Raw genomic sequence first — 15274 nt, 5'->3', positions numbered from 1 at the left:
GTCAGCTGCCGCAACTTCAAATGCGCAACGAGTACGAGTTGAGTCTTTTTCGAAAATTAATGCAATGTTTTTTCCTTTAAGTGTTTGTTGCTCAATACCGGCGTATTTCGCACGTTTCAAATCCTCTGAAAGGTTTAATAAATATTCTACTTCTTTTTGGCTGAAATCTAATAATGTTAGGAAATGTCTGTTTCTTAAGTTTTGCATTCTACTACAACTCCTCTTTGTGATATATTACACCTTCATTATAAGTGACTTATTTTTCAAGACAATGAAATAAATATAGTTTTAAAAAACTTTACAGAACTCTAATTATTCCTAAACAATTGTGATTCTATAATTTTGAAAATTAGGATTTAATTGTAATCTGCTTCTTATTGTTAGAAATAAAGGTATGAGACATTGGTTTTGATTTATTATACACTATTACGAATAAAGATACATAATTATTTATAAAAAAACACACTTTTTGAAAAAGCGTGTTAGAAATGCTCCATTTTCAGAATGTGCGTAATAATATCGTCGATTTTGTGCATGACTTCGTGCGTTGTACGATCAACGATTTTATAATGCCTCGAGCTTAAATCTAAAGTACGTATTTGACCGACATCGACAGTACCTTTAATTCGATGTTCCATAGAATGTAGTTCAACATCAGTAGGATACTTAACAGCTCTACTTGTAATAGGAGAAACCCATACTAAACCTGTCTTTTGATTGAATTCATTTCTGCTTAGAACCACACAAGGTCTATATTTACCTTTCTCGCGACCAAGTGTGGGATTCAGCTTAACTTCTATAATTTGATATTGTTTTACCATTGCTCACGCTCCGATGCTTCGCCCCATTCATGCGTTTTGTAATCTGAGTAATCGCCGCCCTGTTGAAAGAAACGGTTCCACTCTTTAGTAAAATCTTCATGGTTTACTTTTTTTAAAACGATAGTATCGTTGATTATTTCGTGAACTAATTGATCTCCAGGTTTTAAATTTAAAGATTCTATCACAGTATCAGGCAATGTAACGGCATGACCTTGTTCAGTTTTGAAAATTCGTGCATGTTCTTCTGACATAAATAACACCTCTTCAGACTTATCATATCTTATTTAACTTAAAATCGGCAGAAATAATGTTGGATTTATTATAAAGTGTAGATTGAATCTTATTAATAATAAAGAAATAGTTTAGAATAGAAAGAAACAAGTGCTAAAGAGGAGGTGTACAAGATTTTGGGAATACTAGGTGTGTTGTGTTTTATTATATTTATAATTTACATAGCCATGTTTGTCTTTTTATGGATAAAAGGTAAGCAGAAGAAAGCAGCAGGTATCATTGCTTTAGTAGCATTTATTTTAAGTATGATGTTCTTTGGAATGTCTGAACCAGATACAAAGCCTGAAACAACGAATAATCAAACTGCAGATACAACACAAGATCAATCAAAAGATGAATCGAAAGATACACAAAAAGACAATCAGTCAGAACAACCTAAAGCAGCTCCGAAATCAGAACAAGAATGGGACAATGGCCAAAAGAAAGAAACGAGTGAACCTAAATCTGAACCGCAAACACAACCTAATGGTTTAGTTAGAGAAGAAGTTGAATTCACACGTCCTGTAGATGGAGATACAGTAAGATTGAGATATGAAGGAAAAGAATCTGCCTTCAGATTATTGTTGATTGATACACCGGAGACGAAACATCCTAGAAAAGGCGTAGAACCATATGGTAAAGAAGCGTCTGATTTTACCAAGAATATGTTGATGCATGCTTCTAAGGTTGAAGTTGAGTTTGATAAGGGCGGTAAGACAGATAAATATGGCAGATATCTAGCATATGTCTATGCCGATGGTGTGATGGTAAATGATGCATTAGTCAGACAAGGTTTAGCAAAAGTGGCTTATATTTATCCGCCAAGTGTTACGTATTTAGACCAATTACAAGAGAGTCAACGTTTAGCGCAACAGGAGCGTCTGAATATTTGGAGTGGTAATGTCCCAGAAAATAATTATCAAAGTAGCCTGCCGTCAGGCTCCCAAGGATCTCAAAATCATTCACAAAACAGTGCGTCTCAAAATGGAGGAACGAAGTATTATGCTAACTGTACAGAATTGAGAAAAGACTATCCTGGAGGCGTGTCTAAAGATCATCCGGCTTATAGAGATAAAATGGATGGAGATAAAGATGGATGGGCATGCGAGATAAATTAATGGGTATGAAAAAAGTAGAATTCGTTTGAATTCACATAATAAAAATGATTGTAAAAAGTAAATGGCTATGCTATAATTCTTGATTGTGAGTAATGAAAATTATTCCTTGCTTACTCCAATTGAGAGTAAGCCGTATAGTCCACGAGGAGGTGCAGATAAAAATGAGAACATATGAAATTATGTACGTTGTTCGTCCAAACATTGAAGACGAAGCGAGAAAAGCATTAGTTGAACGTTTCAAAAATATTTTAACTAACGACGGTGCTGAAATCATTGAAGAAAAAGATTGGGGCAAACGTCGCCTTGCTTACGAAATCGACGATTTCAAAGAAGGTTTCTACAACATTGTACGTATCAACACTGAAAACAGTGAAGCTACAGATGAATTCCAACGTTTAGCAAAAATCAATGACGATATCATTCGTTATATGGTTATTCGCGAAGACGAAGATAAGTAAAAACAGAATGGGGGCGTTTAAATGATTAACAGAGTTGTATTAGTAGGCCGTTTAACTAAGGATCCTGAATACAGAACGACACCCTCAGGCGTAAGTGTAGCGACTTTTACTCTAGCGGTTAATCGTACGTTTACGAATGCGCAAGGGGAACGTGAAGCGGACTTTATTAACTGTGTTGTTTTTAGAAAACAAGCAGAAAACGTAAGCAATTACTTGTTTAAAGGAAGTCTTGCAGGCGTTGATGGTCGCTTACAATCACGCAGTTACGAAAACCAAGAAGGACGCCGTATCTTTGTTACTGAAGTTGTATGTGACAGTGTTCAATTCCTTGAACCAAAATCACAAAACCAACGTCATGGCCAACAATCTGGCGGTAATAACCAATTCCAGAGCTATGGTCAAAACTATGGTGGTCAACAACAAGGACAAAATACGTCATCTTATCAAAACAACAATTCATCCAACGCTGGTCAATCAGACAATCCATTCGCAAATACGAACGGACCTATTGACATCAGTGACGATGATTTACCATTCTAATACGTGTAATGAACGTAAAATTTGAAAATATCGATTAAAGGAGGCAGTTAACCATGGCAGGTGGACCAAGAAGAGGCGGACGTCGTCGTAAAAAAGTTTGTTACTTCACAGCAAACGGAATTACACACATCGACTATAAAGATACTGACTTATTAAAACGTTTTATCTCAGAACGCGGTAAAATTTTACCACGTCGTGTAACTGGCACTTCAGCTAAATATCAACGTATGTTGACTACAGCTATCAAACGTGCTCGTCATATGGCTTTATTACCATATGTTAAAGACGAAAACTAAGATAAAACTTATAAATAAACCCCGTAGGCATAGGCTTACGGGGTTTTTTCATGTTCAAAAATTATAATAAAGGGCGAAATAAGGATAGAAAATATTAATCTAAAAGAGGTAAGATTCTCTAAAGTTTGTTTTTTTTAACAGAAAAAATACGCCCGACTTCGCGAGCGTATTATAAAAGTCATTAAGTATTTATGGATTATTTTTTAGGAGCAAAAGTGTCTACTAAGTTCACGATTAACTTGATAATACCACCAATAATATCTGCGATCATCATGATAAGCAACCTCCTTTTTTTATCTTAATTTTATTCTAGATGATTTTTCTATTTCATTGCGCAAAATTCCTTAAGTCATCATTTAACCTACTTAACTGTTAAATTTTGACTCTGGAAATAACAGTTACGTTCCCTAAGTGTTCTAAAAGTATAAGTATGATGAGTTGTACACTGTGTTTACTGCGTTTATGGACGGGTAAAATATTTTTGAAATGTATCCACTACATTGGACAAGTGAATAAATGTCAAGTTGAAAAGGAGCATCTTAATATGAGTAGACAAGGATTAAATAAAAACGATAAGAATGAAACATCTCATCCAACGCACTACGAAGGATTAGATCATAGCGGTAAAGGTGAAGAACACTTTGATCTGCATAAAGCGAATGATTTATTGACAGAGTACAAAGAACATGAAAATAAGTGGTCAAAAGAAGAACGTACTAAAGAATTAGAATTAATCGAAGATGAAATCAAAAAACAAAAAATGTTGGTTAAAGATAGAGTGAAACCAGATAGCCAACCAGAAAAAGATCGTTTAGCTAACTTATCAGATAAAGTGACTGAGCAAGTATTCGGTATTTTTGAACATACAGATGATTTAGAAGAGGCTAAAAGATTTTTAGAGTCTCATTATCAACGTGGTAAAGTTGATATTGCTTATGGTCGTTCTTTCATTTTAGTATGCGAAGATTCATTACTTGCACAAGCAAAAAGCGAATACTCAAGCAATAAAGATAATGAAGAGTTAGTTAATTTTATCTCTGAAAAGAATATTGAATTAAGTAAAGAAATTATGTCAGATGATTACGTTCATTTATTAGAAGTAGAGCGTGAATTCTTAAAAATCTTGATGAAAAATAATCAACTTGACGAAATTTAAAAGTTAAATAAAAATGTATGAGACCTTAACCCTGTAGCATTGATGCATATCAATATTACAGGGATTTTTTTATCTGATTTTATTTTCATTAGCTTTCTGTATAGGTTGAAAGGAATGTTTGGGTGTTGTTAATGTAAGAAGTACATAAAATATAATCACTTGTACACAAGAGACCGTACAAGAATGTTAAAATTAGATAACAAACAAACATTAAGTCGATAAAATTATATAAAAACATGTTATCATTACGTTAAATCTATTTGCTCAGTGTCATAATGAAGTAAAGTGAATTGAGTAAACGGCAGAGGATAACGAGATTATAGGAGTGAACACAACGTGAAGCTTTATTTGATACGGCATGGAGAATCAACCGCAAACTATGATAATCATCATGGAAATCAATACTTTACTGGACAATTAGATGTCTCTTTAACAAAAGAAGGCGTATGTTCTGCACAAGCATTAAAAACATATTTTGAAGGTATACATATAGACCATATCTACATTTCTGATTTAACCCGTACGATTCAAACATATGAAAATGGTTTTGACAGTGCGATTCCACATACTTTTTCGCCATTATTAAGAGAACGCTCTCTAGGGGAGTTTGAAGGCTATCCAAGAGAAACATTGCGTGACAATCCAGCTTATAGTCGTTATTTTGAAGATCCACGATACAGCGACTTTCGAAACAGTTTTACACAACGTGCACCTGGCGGTGAAAACTATTCAGATGTATTAGGAAGAATAGATGAATTTTTTAAAGATATATTGGATATTAAAGACGAAGTAGTAGTGATTGTGGCGCATCAAATTTGGATACGTTGCTGCCTGTATTATTTAGGTGTAATTACTGAAGAAGAATTATTCGACAAACACATTGAGAATTGTGATCCGATTCTTGTAGATACTGAAAACATATAAAAGCGGTTGAATCCTTTGTTTTGGATTCAACCGCTTAACATTTATCTTGATTGATTTTATTTTAATTTGTCGATTGCTTGAGGTAATAACTCTTCAAACAAATCAATGAAGTTTAAATAAACATCTTTATAAACGTATTCATCAATTCGGTGTGCTTGGCTTGTTTCGCCAGGACCGAACATAATAAGTGGGAAGTCTTTTCCTTTATCAAGCATTAAGTCAGCCGCATCTGTGACACCTGGTGAAGCTTGTTTAGGAATAGATTCACCTAAATATTTTTTACCGAGTGATTGTGCTAGGTCTACTACTGGATTATCACCAGTTGTGAAGACTGCAGAACGTGACATATACGTATCAATGTCTAAATCACAATCACTGTATTTTTCTTTAACATCTTTTGCGACTTGTTCGAATAAGTCTTGGTAGCCATCATTGTCTGCTTCTGGAATTGTTCTGATATTAAATTCTACTACTGCGCGGTCAGGAATAGAGTTGACTTGTGTACCACTATTAAAGATTGTCGCATTTGCGACAGGTTCGCCTAACTCTTCATTTGTCGCAGTAATTTTAGCTTGTGCTTCATTAATGCGATGCACAAAGTCTACTAATGGATTCAACGCATTATAACCGAGTTGAGGCATAGAACTATGCACAGATGAACCTTTTGATGTGACACGGATATCCATAGAACCTTTGTGTGCATAAATAATTTTATCTTGAGATGGTTCTGAAATAAGCAATGCATCTACATCATCCATATAACCATCTTTATAGAAGGCTCTAGCTCCGTCACCTTCAATCTCTTCGCCTACTGTCGCAAGTAAACGGATTGTGCCTTCTTTTGGTAAGCCTTGGTCGTGTAATTCAATTAAACTGATCACAAATGCAGCTAAACCAGATTTCATATCTGCTGCACCACGACCGTGTAGACGTCCTTCATCATCTTCAGTTAGTTTGAAAGGTGGTGTTTGCCAATCTTCTGGGTTACCTGGTGAAACAACATCCATATGACCAGATACCCCGATAACAGGGCTGCCGCTACCAATTTCAGCTACAAGGTTTGCGCGTGTATCTGTTAATTTAATAATTTTAGCGTCGATATTATGTTTTTTGAAAAGGTCTTGCAGATACTCTGCGACGTCTAATTCATTATCGTTCACAGATTCAATACCGACTAAATCTCTTAATATATGAATACGTTCATCTGACGTTAATTTACCCATATCATCAGCTCCCTCATAAATTTTCATACAATATAAGCGTAAAATATCGGATAATAGTATTCAAACAATTCGCACTTTTGAACGTTAAAATAAATAAGCGTAAACTCGGAGGTAGACGGAAAAATAATAAATGAGTCAAAGACATTGGAGGAATCGTATTGGATAATAGAATTCAATATCAAAACGTTGCGAAAGATAAGGTTAATATTCTATACGAAATGGAAAAACAATTGAAAAAAGCGAGCATCGATCATCACTTACAAGAATTAGTGAAAATTCGTGCTTCTCAAATTAATGGCTGTGCCTTTTGTTTGGCAATGCATACAAGCGATGCACGTAAAATCGGTGTAAGTGAGGAAGAAATTTTCTTATTGAACGCATGGCATGATACGAATATATATTCTGAGAGAACGAAACTGGCTTTAGAATTAACAGAAGCTATTACTTTAATTTCACAACATGGCGTATCTGATGAGCTATATCGCCGCGTACGTGAAGTATACTCAGAAGAAGAATACACAGATTTAGTCTTTGTGATTAATCAAATCAACTTCTGGAATAGACTCTCTATCTCAATGGGTAATGAACATAATGTTTAATATTGTATAAAGAAAGCGCGCGAGCACTGTTTAATGAGTGTTCGCGCGCTTTTGTATGTTCAATGATTATTTATCAATCGCTTGAGTAGATAGCTTGTGTTTCTTTAAGAAAGCTTTGATTTTCTTTTGTTGTTTTAAATTTACGTCACCTGCGTAGTTTGTAGGAACATCGACGACATTGATTGTTTTTTGTGGACTATAACTCAACTCTTCTAACTGTTGATCTGCACGTGCAACTTTATAGTTAACAGCGCTGAAGTATTTATTAATACGTTCGATATCTTCTTTTTGATTAGAAGGAACTTTATTATCTTTTAAGAATGCTTCGAAATTCATTTGATTCTTCGTTGTAATGTTAGCTAATTCTCGTAAATCTATATCTAACTGATCTGAGACTTTTTGACGACCATCATATTGTTGGTCTAGCTTATGTTGTAAGACGTATTTGTTATCAATGATATCGTTATTCGCTTCTAAGTAACGTTTTAAATAATCACGCGTTTCTTGTTCAGTTAAATCTTTACCTTTTTCAGAGGTTTTAAAGATTTCTATTTTGTGAATCGGTGTCGCATTTTTTGGCGCATATTTTGCGTGATGTTCTTGTTTTTCGTCTTTTTGTGCACAAGCTGTAAGCGTCACAGCTAACATTAATGTGAAAGCGATGATTAATAGTTGTTTTAGTTTGCTCACTTTTGTTTCTCCTTCACTGTTCTATATGATTACTTTCATTATAGCTTAACATCCTAGCATGCGTTAAGTATCTCGTTGCCATGGAGATTCCAGTCTTGAAGTGAAAGGAACATCGAGTTGATATTTCGCGATGAAATGTTGCGCAACGTGCAGCATGAGATAGCCGAATAAGACAGCACCGACGGTATCAGAAAAGTAATGCGCATGAACGTAAATGCGTGAAACCATCATAATGAAAATCATCAAATACGCGATATAATGCCAATAACGTTTACGCATTAACGTTAAGAAGACCACTGCCGCAACGACAATTGTTAACGTATGCAAACTTGGGAAACTGAATCCTGAGATATATTCCACAGGACGTGCGCGATGAATAAAGTACTTCAATCCAATTCCTAATAAAAGTGTCACAATTGCCCAAGTCATTGTTATCAATGAGAGCTTTTTATTCTTGAAGAATAAAATAATTAAAATGACAGCCATAAAACCAACTAAGTGCCATGGTTGAAATAGGTTAGAGTAGACGATTAAGAAGCGGTCCATAAATGGTACTTGATGTAAGAGTCTGACGAAGTTATAAATCGGTTCGTCTATCATAAGGATGAAGTCCAATTTCACCAGCAGCATTAAAATAATAAAAATAACGAGGGTAATGCCGATATGTTTGGTATGTAGGACCTTCATAATAAAACCTAACTTTCTTTCTTGATTTAGATAAATTATAGCTTACTGTCTCATCTTTGCCATCCTACTTTGGAATGAACTAAACCTAACGGTAGGTGATAGGTTTGATTAATCATGGGATTGAATATATTTTTCAACTTTACGCAGTATAAAGAAGAGCAGTGCTAAATATACACCGAGTTCGACTAAAATGAGCCATGCGTGGCCAAGTTTGATAAGTATAAATAAGTCGAGGACGCTTAATGGAAGACTGACGTATAAAAGACGTTTGAAGTAACGTGTTTGCAGTGACTGATAAAAGCGTTGCAGCTGTTCCCAATTGAGGTTTCTAGGAAACGTGCGGGTTCGATTCAAACCGATGAAAAGATTGTTAAAATTGACAGTAGAACGAGAAGCTTGGCTGAGATGAACTATAGAAACAAGTAATAATAACATAGACAACCAAAGCTCCTTTTCTCAGCTATATTGTAGTGAATTATATTAATTGTAACATGAATATGTATAAAAAAAGACAGACAAAGATAGCTTTCTTAAAGAAATTTATCTTTGCCTGTCTTATTAGTTATCCGTCTTAATCAAATGATAGGGAGAGATTAGTTACGGATAATATAATCAAATGCGTTCAGTGCAGCGTCTGCACCTGTACCCATTGCGATGATAATTTGTTTGAAGCGATCGTCTGTTACGTCGCCTGCCGCGAATACACCCGGCATACTTGTTTCTTGTTTACGGTCTACGATAATTTCGCCATGGTCGTTTGTGTCAATTGCACCGTGCAACCATTCAGAGTTTGGTAATAGACCGATTTGGACGAAAATACCATCTACATCAATTTGATGTGTTTCGCCAGTTTTGTTGTCTTCATATTTAAGACCGGTAACATGATCGTCACCAAGAACTTCTGAAGACTGTGCATTTTTCAAGATTGTAACGTTTGATAATTCACCTAAACGTTTTTGTAAAATCTCATCTGCACGTAAGAAGTCTTTGTATTCTACAAGTGTAACGTGTTTTACAATACCTGCTAAGTCAATAGCAGCTTCAGCACCAGAGTTGCCGCCGCCGACAACCGCAACATTTTTACCTTCGAATAAAGGTCCGTCACAGTGAGGGCAGTATGCAACACCTTTGTTGCGTAACTCGTCTTCACCTGGAATGTTCAAGTTTTTGAAGCGTGCACCTGTAGCAATAATAACTGTCTTACTTTTTAGTTTGGCATCATTTTCTAAAGTAACAACAATGCCGTCTTCAGTTTTCTCAACGTTAGAAGCACGGATACCATCCATCACATCAATATCGTATTCATTGATGTGTTGCTCTAAAGCAGATGAGAATTCTGGACCTGTTGTTTCTTTAACTGTGATAAAGTTTTCGATACCTGCAGTTTCAGTCACTTGACCACCGATACGATCTGCCACAATACCTGTACGTAAACCTTTACGTGCAGTATAGATAGCAGCTGTACCACTTGCAGGACCGCCACCGATGACTAATACATCGAATGGTTCTTTATCATTGAATTCAGCAGGGTCTGCTTGGCTGCCTAACATGTTTAAGATGTCAGAAATAGTCATGCGGCCGTTACCGAATTCTTCACCGTTTAAGAATACAGCAGGAACTGCCATAATATCTTCAGATTCTTCTCTGAAGACTGCGCCATCAATCATGGTATGCGTGATGTTAGGGTTTAACACACTCATCATGTTCAATGCTTGAACCACATCCGGACATTTTTGACAGCTTAGGCTGATAAATGTTTCGAAATGAAGCGGTCCTTCAAGCGCTTTGACTTGATCGATAACACTTTGTTCTTCTTTCGGAGGGCGTCCGCTGACTTGTAATAAAGCCAATACGAGTGAGTTGAATTCATGACCTAATGGCACACCGGCAAATACTATGCCTGTGTGCGCATCAGGAGTATCTACACTGAAACTTGGTGTACATTTCAGCGTATCCTCTTTAACAGTGATATGCGATGACATATCAGCAATTTCATCTAACAGGTCTTTCAACTCTTTAGATTTGTCGCTGTCATCATAGCTCGCTGTTAAAACCACGTCGCCTTCCATTAATTCAAGAAGTTGAGATAATTGTGATTTTAACTCTTTATCCAGCATTTATATGAATGCCTCCTTAAATTTTACCTACTAAGTCAAGACCTGGTTGTAAAGTTTCGCCGCCTTCTTCCCATTTAGCTGGGCAAACTTCACCTGGATGTTGACGTACATATTGAGCAGCTTTAATTTTGTGAACTAAAGTGCTTGCGTCACGGCCAATACCGTCTGCGTTAATTTCTGCAGCTTGTACTACGCCATCAGGGTCAACGATGAAAGTACCACGTTGAGCTAATCCTAGTTCTTCATCTAATACATCAAAGTTACGAGTGATTGTTTGTGATGGGTCACCAATCATTGTGTATTGTAATTTGCTGATAGCATCTGAGTGGTCATGCCAAGCTTTGTGTACGAAATGAGTATCTGTTGAGATTGAGTACACATTAACACCTAATTTTTGTAATTCATCATATTGGTTTTGAACGTCTTCTAATTCAGTTGGGCAAACGAATGAGAAGTCTGCTGGGTAGAATACTAAAACGTTCCAAGAACCTTTTAATGTTTCTTCTGAAACTTCGATGAACTCATCTTTTTTAGGATCATAAGCATTTGCTGTGAATGGTAAAATTTCTTTGTTAATTAATGACATAAAATACATCCTCCTAGAAATTAAAAAGTTTTTTTGATTAGAAAGCTAATCAGGATAGCTAAATTATCCTAATTATTTATTTATAATAATTCTAATCTCCTTGATTCCTATTATCACATTATCGTCAGAAATAGTCAATACTCGTGATTGTGTAAGTGGAATAATGCATAAAACACTGTAAATACTAGTGTATTAGAAATATTAACGACTTTTAGAATGTGTGTAAAGCAAAGAAATTCATAGGAAATTAACAATTATTTCTCAATATCAATTAGAGATTAATTTTCTCAATAAAGATGACTGATTATTAATCGCAATCTCTACAATAACGTTATACCCCGTTTCTGTCTCTATAATAACAGAAAGGGGTATTGTAACTTATTATTCAAATGTGACCTCAATTGAGCCTGGGTAACTATATTCTGCACGATACGTACCTTTTTCAGCTGGAACAGGTGGAACAAATGTACCAGAAGAAACAATTTGGCCTTTAAGCAGTTGTTTATCTTGTGATGCAAGTTTTTTAACTAACCATTTTAATGCTTCAATTGGATTACCTAGTACATCTGAAGAAACACCTGTCGCAATTTCTTCATTATCTTTTGTTAATTTTAAAGTGATATTTTCAAAGTCTTCATATGAGACACGATCAGCAGCTTCACCTAATGCGACTAAACCTGAAGCTGTGTTATCAGAAATTAAGTCGCCTAAAGTGAAGTTAGGGAACCAATCTTTATAGCGTGCATCTGGTATTTCAATACCTGGCGCTACTTTAACGCTGTTTAAGATATCTTCGTCTGATGCATCGGGACTAATATCATTTAATATCACGAACACGAGCTCAGGTTCGATAAGCGGTGCGAATAATTTAGATAATTGAACTGTTTCACCTGATTTTACAACTTTATCAGATAAAATTGTTCCGTAAGCCGGCTCATCTGTATTCGCGTAAGCTTGCGTTTCTGCACTGGTCATACTTACTTTGTAGCCTGCGATTTCACTATTGTTTGCTTGTGTCAATTCACTGATTAAAGCATCTTGGATTTGATAGGCTACCGATTCGCTGATGCCATATTTTTCTGAAACGAAGTCAATCGGTTCATGATTTTGTTGTGCTTTAAACAATGCATTTACAATTTCTTTTTTGTATTGGACCATAGGTATCTCCCCTTATTCTGAATATTACTATTATTAGAATAACTTTTATTGTCTTAACTTTCAAAGCATTAAATTTTTATGACTTATGAAAAGAGGGTAAAATAAGAGTGCTAAAATCATTTGAAAGGTAGGAATGAAAATTCTATGTCAGATGTAATCGATCAAATTATGATGAAACACCACTCTGTAAGAAAATTTAAAAATGAACCTTTAAGTAAAGAAACGGTTAAAAAGTTAGTGGAAGCAGGCCAAAGAGCTTCTACATCAAGCTACTTACAAACATATTCTATTATTGGTATTACAGACCCTGAAATTAAAAAAGCATTGAGAGAAATTTCAGGTCAACCTTATGTAGAAGAAAGCGGCTATTTATTTGTCTTTGTGATGGACTATCACCGTCAAGATTTAATCAACAATGAAGTTGAGCAAAACTTACAAAGTTCATTTGAATCTGCAGAAGGCTTACTTGTCGGTACAATTGATGTTGCGTTAGTTGCACAAAATATTTCAATTGCGGCAGAAAGCTTAGGACTTGGTATGGTTTATTTAGGTTCATTACGTAATGATGTTGCTCGCGTGAAAGAGCTATTGAACTTACCTGAATATACATTCCCATTATTCGGAATGGCACTAGGTGTTCCTGCAGATGATGAAAATGGTTCACCAAAACCACGTTTACCATTTGAAGCTGTCTTCCATGAAAATGGATACAACCAAAACGATGACGAAGAATTAGGTTATATTAAAGATTATGATAAAGAAGTCAGCGCATATTACGACAAACGTACAAATGGAGAACGTAAAGAAACTTGGTCAGAACAAATTGCACAATTCTTAACAATGAAAGAACGTGCAGATATGTTAGACGAACTGCATAAGTCAGGTTTCATTAAAAAATAAGTGTTCATTCATCAGACACTTGATTAAAAGTAGAGAAATTAAAAAATCAGCCCTATCACGCTCACTTTAATTGTGAACGCGATAGGGCTGATTTACTTTACATAAAGCCTAATATTTAACTCGTACTTATAAGAAGTTGGCCTTCTTATCTCTTAATAGTCTGTACTTAAGTCATTATATTGATTTTCATTAAATTTCTTTTTATCCAAGTTGCCAGTTAATTTAGCACTGCCGACACCTGCAAGCATAGAGTCATTGACGTTTAATGCTGTACGTCCCATATCAATTAATGGTTCTACTGAAATTAGCACACCAGCTAATGCGACAGGCAAGTTCAATGTTGAAAGTACTAAGATCGCAGCGAATGTTGCGCCGCCGCCAACACCTGCAACACCAAATGAAGAAATAATAACAACCGCAATGAGTGTCACAATAAACTGCAAGTTGACTTCAACATCTGCAACCGGTGCGACCATCACTGCTAACATTGCTGGATAGATACCTGCACAACCGTTTTGGCCGATAGATAAACCGAAAGATGCTGATAAGTTCGCAATACCTTCAGGTACACCTAAACGTGATTTTTGTGTTTGTACGTTTAATGGCAGGGCACCTGCACTTGAGCGTGATGTGAATGCGAAAATTAATACTTCAGCGACTTTACGAACATAGCGCCAAGGATTCAAGCCGAGGATGCTGACAATAATTAAATGAATGATGAACATCGTAATTAAAGCCGCATATGAGGCCAATACGAACTTACCTAATGTCCATAACGCTCCGAAATCACTCGTCGCAATGGTATTTGCCATAATGGCTAAGATACCGTAAGGCGTTAAACGTAAAACGAAAGTCACAACTGACATGATTACTGAATAGATAGCTTCAATTGCACGTTTTACGATATGACCATTTTCAGGTTGTTTACGTGCGACACGTAAATATGCGAAACCGATAAATGTCGCAAAAATAACTACAGCGATTGTAGATGTTGTACGTTGACCTGTGAAATCTAAGAATGGATTTCTTGGTAATAATTCTAAGATTTGTTGGGGTAGCGTACTTGCGGTCATATCTTTTGCTTTCTGAGCAAGTTCTGTACCGCGTGATTGTTCTGCACTGCCTAAATCAATAGATGAAGCATCTAATCCGAAGACAAGTGCTGAAATAATACCAATTGTTGCTGCGATTGCAACTGTTCCAATTAGGAACACAAAGATGTAGAAACCGATTTTCGCGAATTTTTCACCTAATTGAATTTTAGTGAAAGCTGCGACAATCGAAATGAAGATCAGTGGCATAACGATCATTTGAAGTAATGCGACATAACCATTACCTACAATGCCGAACCAATCTGTTGTAGTGGTTGTGATTTTAGAACCAGCACCATAAGCCAGGTGCATAATAGCGCCAAGTACAATTCCGATACCTAGTGCGGTGAAAACACGTTTTGAGAAAGAAACGTGTTTTTTTGCCATAACAAAAAGTCCAGCGAGAAGCAGAACGAAGATGACAATATTAAGAATAGTGAAACCCAATTGAATCAAACTTCCTTTCATAAATATTTATCTTATAGCAAAAGATAAGACTTGATTTGAATTGAAATAACTGCTCAAAGAAGGAAGTTCATTTTATGATAACTGAACTTAGCAGATATGTATCAACTTTTTTATACAACAGTATAGGATAGTTGTAAAGTCCGTTTAAATACATAGTAAATATATCGTATAT

The 15274-nt window shown here is 35.7% G+C and carries 18 protein-coding genes and 1 pseudogene; 8 read left to right on the top strand and 11 right to left on the bottom strand.

Translation table 11 applies throughout. The features are described 5' to 3' along the window. The 3 genes and pseudogenes from CD112_RS04565 to CD112_RS04555 form a co-directional block, all read right to left on the bottom strand. Positions 1-207: pseudogene (locus CD112_RS04565) on the bottom strand (ornithine carbamoyltransferase); the annotation flags it as partial. A 275-nt stretch (positions 208-482) separates the two neighbouring features. Then, positions 483-821 (bottom strand): type II toxin-antitoxin system PemK/MazF family toxin, encoded by a 339-nt coding sequence (locus CD112_RS04560; RefSeq protein WP_103363934.1) that lies wholly within the window; start codon positions 819-821, stop codon positions 483-485. Continuing rightward, positions 815-1072 carry an AbrB/MazE/SpoVT family DNA-binding domain-containing protein gene (locus CD112_RS04555; protein WP_002480320.1) on the bottom strand — a complete coding sequence of 86 codons (258 nt, stop codon included), beginning with the start codon at positions 1070-1072 and terminating at the stop codon, positions 815-817. The genes CD112_RS04560 and CD112_RS04555 overlap by 7 nt, the downstream gene beginning before the upstream one ends. A 153-nt stretch (positions 1073-1225) precedes the next feature. Between CD112_RS04555 and CD112_RS04550 the strand changes: the two genes are divergently transcribed. From CD112_RS04550 to CD112_RS04525, 6 genes are all read left to right on the top strand, one after another. Continuing rightward, a complete protein-coding gene (locus CD112_RS04550; RefSeq protein WP_103363935.1) occupies positions 1226-2209 on the top strand; it encodes a thermonuclease family protein in 984 nt (327 codons plus the stop codon). A gap of 161 nt (positions 2210-2370) precedes the next feature. Further along, positions 2371-2667, top strand: a complete 297-nt coding sequence (rpsF, locus tag CD112_RS04545) for a 30S ribosomal protein S6 (protein WP_002480322.1) — start codon at positions 2371-2373, stop codon at positions 2665-2667. 21 nt (positions 2668-2688) lie between these two features. Beyond that, positions 2689-3207, top strand: coding sequence for a single-stranded DNA-binding protein (gene ssb, locus CD112_RS04540; RefSeq protein WP_002480323.1), 519 nt, complete (start codon positions 2689-2691; stop codon positions 3205-3207). 53 nt (positions 3208-3260) lie between these two features. After that, the gene (gene rpsR, locus CD112_RS04535) at positions 3261-3503 is read left to right on the top strand and encodes a 30S ribosomal protein S18 (RefSeq protein WP_002480324.1); all 243 of its coding nucleotides are present in this window, start codon (positions 3261-3263) and stop codon (positions 3501-3503) included. A 544-nt stretch (positions 3504-4047) separates the two neighbouring features. Then, positions 4048-4659, top strand: coding sequence for a hypothetical protein (locus tag CD112_RS04530; protein WP_061054960.1), 612 nt, complete (start codon positions 4048-4050; stop codon positions 4657-4659). 336 nt (positions 4660-4995) lie between these two features. Beyond that, positions 4996-5583: a histidine phosphatase family protein gene (locus tag CD112_RS04525; protein WP_103363933.1), complete on the top strand. Its 588-nt coding sequence runs from the start codon at positions 4996-4998 to the stop codon at positions 5581-5583. A gap of 56 nt (positions 5584-5639) precedes the next feature. On the opposite strand, the gene CD112_RS04520 is transcribed toward CD112_RS04525, so the two are convergent. Then, on the bottom strand, positions 5640-6806 hold the full coding sequence (locus CD112_RS04520; protein WP_023014893.1) for an ArgE/DapE family deacylase: 1167 nt from the start codon (positions 6804-6806) through the stop codon (positions 5640-5642). Between the two features lie 158 nt (positions 6807-6964). On the opposite strand from CD112_RS04520, the gene CD112_RS04515 reads away from it, so the two are divergent. After that, a complete protein-coding gene (locus CD112_RS04515) occupies positions 6965-7405 on the top strand; it encodes a carboxymuconolactone decarboxylase family protein (RefSeq protein WP_070864415.1) in 441 nt (146 codons plus the stop codon). A 66-nt stretch (positions 7406-7471) separates the two neighbouring features. Here the strand turns inward: CD112_RS04515 and CD112_RS04510 are convergent, their stop codons facing one another. The 6 genes from CD112_RS04510 to CD112_RS04485 all read right to left on the bottom strand — a co-directional run bounded on the left by CD112_RS04510 (position 7472) and on the right by CD112_RS04485 (position 12643). Beyond that, positions 7472-8095, bottom strand: coding sequence for an NDxxF motif lipoprotein (locus CD112_RS04510; RefSeq protein WP_103363932.1), 624 nt, complete (start codon positions 8093-8095; stop codon positions 7472-7474). Positions 8096-8158: 63 nt separating this feature from the next. Next, positions 8159-8695: a phosphatase PAP2 family protein gene (locus tag CD112_RS04505; RefSeq protein ID WP_023014895.1), complete on the bottom strand. Its 537-nt coding sequence runs from the start codon at positions 8693-8695 to the stop codon at positions 8159-8161. A 195-nt stretch (positions 8696-8890) separates the two neighbouring features. After that, positions 8891-9217, bottom strand: coding sequence for a hypothetical protein (locus CD112_RS04500; RefSeq protein WP_002480331.1), 327 nt, complete (start codon positions 9215-9217; stop codon positions 8891-8893). Between the two features lie 158 nt (positions 9218-9375). Beyond that, positions 9376-10899 carry an alkyl hydroperoxide reductase subunit F gene (ahpF, locus tag CD112_RS04495; RefSeq protein ID WP_103363931.1) on the bottom strand — a complete coding sequence of 508 codons (1524 nt, stop codon included), beginning with the start codon at positions 10897-10899 and terminating at the stop codon, positions 9376-9378. Between the two features lie 16 nt (positions 10900-10915). Next, entirely contained in the window at positions 10916-11485 is a 570-nt protein-coding gene (gene ahpC, locus CD112_RS04490; RefSeq protein WP_002480333.1) for an alkyl hydroperoxide reductase subunit C, read from the bottom strand. A 381-nt stretch (positions 11486-11866) separates the two neighbouring features. Beyond that, positions 11867-12643 carry a 2-keto-4-pentenoate hydratase gene (locus CD112_RS04485; RefSeq protein WP_002480334.1) on the bottom strand — a complete coding sequence of 259 codons (777 nt, stop codon included), beginning with the start codon at positions 12641-12643 and terminating at the stop codon, positions 11867-11869. Between the two features lie 144 nt (positions 12644-12787). On the opposite strand from CD112_RS04485, the gene nfsA reads away from it, so the two are divergent. Further along, the gene (gene nfsA, locus CD112_RS04480; RefSeq protein WP_002480335.1) at positions 12788-13543 is read left to right on the top strand and encodes an oxygen-insensitive NADPH nitroreductase; all 756 of its coding nucleotides are present in this window, start codon (positions 12788-12790) and stop codon (positions 13541-13543) included. A gap of 152 nt (positions 13544-13695) precedes the next feature. On the opposite strand, the gene CD112_RS04475 is transcribed toward nfsA, so the two are convergent. After that, a complete protein-coding gene (locus CD112_RS04475) occupies positions 13696-15021 on the bottom strand; it encodes an L-cystine transporter (protein ID WP_371099726.1) in 1326 nt (441 codons plus the stop codon). Positions 15022-15274 lie beyond the last annotated feature (253 nt).

This window comes from Staphylococcus simulans, assembly GCF_002902285.1.
GTDB lineage: Bacteria > Bacillota > Bacilli > Staphylococcales > Staphylococcaceae > Staphylococcus > Staphylococcus simulans.
Note: the sequence above shows the minus strand (reverse complement) of the source record. Positions and strands in the feature narration are given on the sequence as shown.

Excerpts from the sequence above, each read along its gene's own strand:
- ssb (WP_002480323.1), top strand. The coding sequence starts at position 2,689 with ATGATTAACAGAGTTGTATTAGTAGGCCGTTTAACTAAGGATCCTGAA.
- CD112_RS04530 (WP_061054960.1), top strand. The coding sequence starts at position 4,048 with ATGAGTAGACAAGGATTAAATAAAAACGATAAGAATGAAACATCTCAT.
- CD112_RS04500 (WP_002480331.1), bottom strand. The coding sequence starts at position 9,217 with ATGTTATTATTACTTGTTTCTATAGTTCATCTCAGCCAAGCTTCTCGT.
- CD112_RS04485 (WP_002480334.1), bottom strand. The coding sequence starts at position 12,643 with ATGGTCCAATACAAAAAAGAAATTGTAAATGCATTGTTTAAAGCACAA.
- CD112_RS04555 (WP_002480320.1), bottom strand. The coding sequence starts at position 1,072 with ATGTCAGAAGAACATGCACGAATTTTCAAAACTGAACAAGGTCATGCC.
- nfsA (WP_002480335.1), top strand. The coding sequence starts at position 12,788 with ATGTCAGATGTAATCGATCAAATTATGATGAAACACCACTCTGTAAGA.
- CD112_RS04475 (WP_371099726.1), bottom strand. The coding sequence starts at position 15,021 with ATGGCAAAAAAACACGTTTCTTTCTCAAAACGTGTTTTCACCGCACTA.
- CD112_RS04560 (WP_103363934.1), bottom strand. The coding sequence starts at position 821 with ATGGTAAAACAATATCAAATTATAGAAGTTAAGCTGAATCCCACACTT.
- CD112_RS04520 (WP_023014893.1), bottom strand. The coding sequence starts at position 6,806 with ATGGGTAAATTAACGTCAGATGAACGTATTCATATATTAAGAGATTTA.
- ahpC (WP_002480333.1), bottom strand. The coding sequence starts at position 11,485 with ATGTCATTAATTAACAAAGAAATTTTACCATTCACAGCAAATGCTTAT.
- rpsR (WP_002480324.1), top strand. The coding sequence starts at position 3,261 with ATGGCAGGTGGACCAAGAAGAGGCGGACGTCGTCGTAAAAAAGTTTGT.
- CD112_RS04505 (WP_023014895.1), bottom strand. The coding sequence starts at position 8,695 with ATGATAGACGAACCGATTTATAACTTCGTCAGACTCTTACATCAAGTA.
- ahpF (WP_103363931.1), bottom strand. The coding sequence starts at position 10,899 with ATGCTGGATAAAGAGTTAAAATCACAATTATCTCAACTTCTTGAATTA.
- rpsF (WP_002480322.1), top strand. The coding sequence starts at position 2,371 with ATGAGAACATATGAAATTATGTACGTTGTTCGTCCAAACATTGAAGAC.